General features: G+C 58.2%; 2 rRNA genes. Both read left to right on the top strand.

The features are described 5' to 3' along the window. Positions 1-4: 4 nt before the first annotated feature. A 16S ribosomal RNA gene (locus SM450_RS30875) occupies positions 5-1,519 on the top strand. 373 nt (positions 1,520-1,892) lie between these two features. Beyond that, positions 1,893-5,001 (top strand): 23S ribosomal RNA (locus SM450_RS30870). The 16S and 23S rRNA genes sit together here, the layout of an rRNA operon. Positions 5,002-5,052: the final 51 nt, after the last annotated feature.

The raw sequence follows: 5,052 nt of genomic DNA, 5'->3' as shown, positions 1-5,052 counted from the left end.
GTTTTTGTTGGAGAGTTTGATCCTGGCTCAGGACGAACGCTGGCGGCGTGCTTAACACATGCAAGTCGAGCGGAAAGGCCCTTCGGGGTACTCGAGCGGCGAACGGGTGAGTAACACGTGAGCAACCTGCCCTAGGCTTTGGGATAACCCCGGGAAACCGGGGCTAATACCGGATATGACCACATGTCGCATGGTGTGTGGTGGAAAGTTTTTCGGCCTGGGATGGGCTCGCGGCCTATCAGCTTGTTGGTGGGGTGATGGCCTACCAAGGCGACGACGGGTAGCCGGCCTGAGAGGGCGACCGGCCACACTGGGACTGAGACACGGCCCAGACTCCTACGGGAGGCAGCAGTGGGGAATATTGCACAATGGGCGGAAGCCTGATGCAGCGACGCCGCGTGAGGGATGACGGCCTTCGGGTTGTAAACCTCTTTCAGCAGGGACGAAGCGTAAGTGACGGTACCTGCAGAAGAAGCGCCGGCCAACTACGTGCCAGCAGCCGCGGTAAGACGTAGGGCGCGAGCGTTGTCCGGATTTATTGGGCGTAAAGAGCTCGTAGGCGGCTTGTCGCGTCGACCGTGAAAACCTGGGGCTCAACCCCAGGCCTGCGGTCGATACGGGCAGGCTAGAGTTCGGTAGGGGAGACTGGAATTCCTGGTGTAGCGGTGAAATGCGCAGATATCAGGAGGAACACCGGTGGCGAAGGCGGGTCTCTGGGCCGATACTGACGCTGAGGAGCGAAAGCGTGGGGAGCGAACAGGATTAGATACCCTGGTAGTCCACGCTGTAAACGTTGGGCGCTAGGTGTGGGGGGCCTCTCCGGTTCCCTGTGCCGCAGCTAACGCATTAAGCGCCCCGCCTGGGGAGTACGGCCGCAAGGCTAAAACTCAAAGGAATTGACGGGGGCCCGCACAAGCGGCGGAGCATGCGGATTAATTCGATGCAACGCGAAGAACCTTACCTGGGTTTGACATGGCCGCAAAACCTCCAGAGATGGGGGGTCCTTCGGGGGCGGTCACAGGTGGTGCATGGCTGTCGTCAGCTCGTGTCGTGAGATGTTGGGTTAAGTCCCGCAACGAGCGCAACCCTCGTTCGATGTTGCCAGCGCGTTATGGCGGGGACTCATCGAAGACTGCCGGGGTCAACTCGGAGGAAGGTGGGGATGACGTCAAGTCATCATGCCCCTTATGTCCAGGGCTTCACGCATGCTACAATGGCCGGTACAATGGGCTGCGATACCGTGAGGTGGAGCGAATCCCAAAAAGCCGGTCTCAGTTCGGATCGGGGTCTGCAACTCGACCCCGTGAAGTCGGAGTCGCTAGTAATCGCAGATCAGCAACGCTGCGGTGAATACGTTCCCGGGCCTTGTACACACCGCCCGTCACGTCACGAAAGTCGGCAACACCCGAAGCCGGTGGCCCAACCCTTGTGGAGGGAGCCGTCGAAGGTGGGGCTGGCGATTGGGACGAAGTCGTAACAAGGTAGCCGTACCGGAAGGTGCGGCTGGATCACCTCCTTTCTAAGGAGCACCATCCGGTGAAAGCCGGTATGGAGCCCGCGCTGCCCGAGTGTGGTGGTGGGGTGCTCGAATGGCGGAGACACTGGTGAGTTTTCCTTCGGCAACGGCCGGGGTTCTTCTAGTACAGCCACTCTTGGGTGGTGGGAACGGAGTCCTGGTGCGGCTGGGGGAGGGCGGAGAGCACCCTGTTGGGTCCTGAAGGAACAACCCATGGTTGTTTTCTTCGGAGCCAGATTCCGAGGCGTTGCTTCGGGTTTGGTGCCAGGCATGGCCTGGTCTCGCATACCGCCGGCGGTTGCCGGGTTGGTGTGGGGCTGTGGGTTGTGGGTTGGTTGTTTGTTGAGAATTGCACAGTGGACGCGAGCATCTTTGTGGTCAAGTTGTCAAGGGCGAACGGTGGATGCCTTGGCACCAGGAGCCGATGAAGGACGTGGGAGGCCGCGATAGGCCTGGGGGAGCTGTCAACCAAGCTGTGATCCCAGGGTGTCCGAATGGGGGAACCCGGCATCAGTCATGTGATGTCACCCGCACCTGAACACATAGGGTGTGTGGGGGGAACGCGGGGAAGTGAAACATCTCAGTACCCGTAGGAAGAGAAAACAAATAGTGATTCCGTGAGTAGTGGCGAGCGAAAGCGGATTGAGGCTAAACCGGTTGCGTGTGATACCTGTCAGGGGTTGCGTGGTCGGGGTTGTGGGACCCTGCGAAACGGGCTGACACTCGTTTGAGGAGTTACAAAGCCAGTGGTTAGTCGAACAGTCTGGAATGGCTGACCGTAGACGGTGATAGTCCGGTAGGTGAAAGCTGCTGGTCTTCTGTGGGTGTTCCCGAGTAGCGGCGGACTCCTGAAATCTGCCGTGAATCTGCCAGGACCACCTGGTAAGCCTAAATACTTCCTGGTGACCGATAGCGGACGAGTACCGTGAGGGAATGGTGAAAAGTACCCCGGGAGGGGAGTGAAATAGTACCTGAAACCGTTCGCCTACAATCCGTCGGAGCCTTACGGGGTGACGGCGTGCCTTTTGAAGAATGAGCCTGCGAGTTAGTGGCATGTGGCGAGGTTAACCCGTGTGGGGGAGCCGTAGCGAAAGCGAGTCTGAATAGGGCGTTTTTAGTCGCATGCTCTAGACCCGAAGCGGAGTGATCTAGCCATGGGCAGGCTGAAGCGCGGGTAAGACCGCGTGGAGGGCCGAACCCACCAACGTTGAAAAGTTGGGGGATGACCTGTGGTTAGGGGTGAAAGGCCAATCAAACTCCGTGATAGCTGGTTCTCCCCGAAATGCATTTAGGTGCAGCGTCGCGTGTTTCTTGCCGGAGGTAGAGCACTGGATGGTCTAGGGGGCCCACAAGCTTACCGAAATCAGCCAAACTCCGAATGCCGGTAAGTGAGAGCGCGGCAGTGAGACTGCGGGGGATAAGCTTCGTAGTCGAGAGGGAAACAGCCCAGATCACCAGCTAAGGCCCCTAAGCGTGTGCTAAGTGGAAAAGGATGTGGGGTCGCATAGACAACCAGGAGGTTGGCTTAGAAGCAGCCACCCTTTAAAGAGTGCGTAATAGCTCACTGGTCAAGTGGTTCCGCGCCGACAATGTAGCGGGGCTCAAGCACACCGCCGAAGCTGTGGCATTCACATTTCAACCTCGCGCTTCCTTGATGAGGTGTGCAGGTGTGTGGATGGGTAGGGGAGCGTCGTGCCGGGGGTGAAGCGACGGGGTGACCTAGTTGTGGACACGGCACGAGTGAGAATGCAGGCATGAGTAGCGAAAGAAGGGTGAGAAACCCTTCCGCCGGATGACCAAGGGTTCCAGGGCCAGGCTAATCCGCCCTGGGTGAGTCGGGACCTAAGGCGAGGCCGAGAGGCGTAGTCGATGGACAACGGGTTGATATTCCCGTACCCGCGAAAGAGCGTCCCTGATGAACCTCGTTGTGCTAACCATCCAATCCATCCAAGGCCTTCGGGTTGAGGGTGGGGAGCGTGGGAACCTGGCGGGTAGTAGTCAAGCGATGGGGTGACGCAGGAAGGTAGCTGATCCCGGCCGGTGGTTGTGCCGGGGTAAGCGTGTAGGCCGTGTCGTAGGCAAATCCGCGGCGCATGAAGGCTGAGACGTGATGCCGAGCCGATTCAGGTGAAGTCAGTGATCCTATGCTGCCGAGAAAAGCCTCTAGCGAGTTCTGAGCGGCCCGTACCCCAAACCGACACAGGTGGTCAGGTAGAGAATACCGAGGCGATCGGGCGAACTGTGGTTAAGGAACTCGGCAAATTGCCCCCGTAACTTAGGGAGAAGGGGGGCCGGAGACGTGAAGCCCCGCGCGGGTGGAGCGTTGTATGGCCGCAGAGAGCAGGGGGAAGCGACTGTTTACTAAAAACACAGGTCCATGCGAAGAAGTAATTCGATGTATATGGACTGACGCCTGCCCGGTGCTGGAACGTTAAGGGGACCTGTTAGCTCTTCGGGGCGAAGCGGAGAACTTAAGCGCCAGTAAACGGCGGTGGTAACTATAACCATCCTAAGGTAGCGAAATTCCTTGTCGGGTAAGTTCCGACCTGCACGAATGGCGTAACGACTTCCCCACTGTCTCAACCACAGGCCCGGCGAAATTGCATTACGAGTAAAGATGCTCGTTACGCGCGGCAGGACGGAAAGACCCCGGGACCTTTACTATAGCTTGACATTGGTATCTGAATTAGCTTGTGTAGGATAGGTGGGAGCCGGTGAAGTCCATACGCCAGTATGGGTGGAGGCAATCTTGAAATACCACTCTGGTTGATTTGGGTATCTAACTTCGGACCGTTATCCGGTTCAGGGACAGTGTCTGGTGGGTAGTTTAACTGGGGCGGTTGCCTCCTAAAGGGTAACGGAGGCGCCCAAAGGTTCCCTCAGCCTGGTTGGCAATCAGGTGTTGAGTGCAAGTGCACAAGGGAGCTTGACTGTGAGACTGACAGGTCGAGCAGGGACGAAAGTCGGGACTAGTGATCCGGCACTGGCATGTGGAAGCGGTGTCGCTCAACGGATAAAAGGTACCCCGGGGATAACAGGCTGATCTTCCCCAAGAGTCCATATCGACGGGATGGTTTGGCACCTCGATGTCGGCTCGTCGCATCCTGGGGCTGTAGCAGGTCCCAAGGGTTGGGCTGTTCGCCCATTAAAGCGGTACGCGAGCTGGGTTTAGAACGTCGTGAGACAGTTCGGTCCCTATCCGCCGTGCGCGTAGGATACTTGAGAAGGGCTGTCCCTAGTACGAGAGGACCGGGACGGACGAACCTCTGGTGTGCCAGTTGTCCCGCCAGGGGCACGGCTGGTTAGCTACGTTCGGAAGGGATAACCGCTGAAAGCATCTAAGCGGGAAGCTCGCTTCAAGATGAGGTATCCCACCCACATTGTGGGGTAAGGCCCCCAGCTAGACGACTGGGTTGATAGGCCGGAAATGTAAGCCCGGTAACGGGTTCAGTTGACCGGTACTAATAGGCCGAGGACTTGACTACCAAGCTGCTACGCGTCCACTGTGCAACTCTGAACAAACACCACCCGCAGGG

This window comes from Micromonospora marincola (assembly GCF_056150385.1).
Note: the sequence above shows the minus strand (reverse complement) of the source record. Positions and strands in the feature narration are given on the sequence as shown.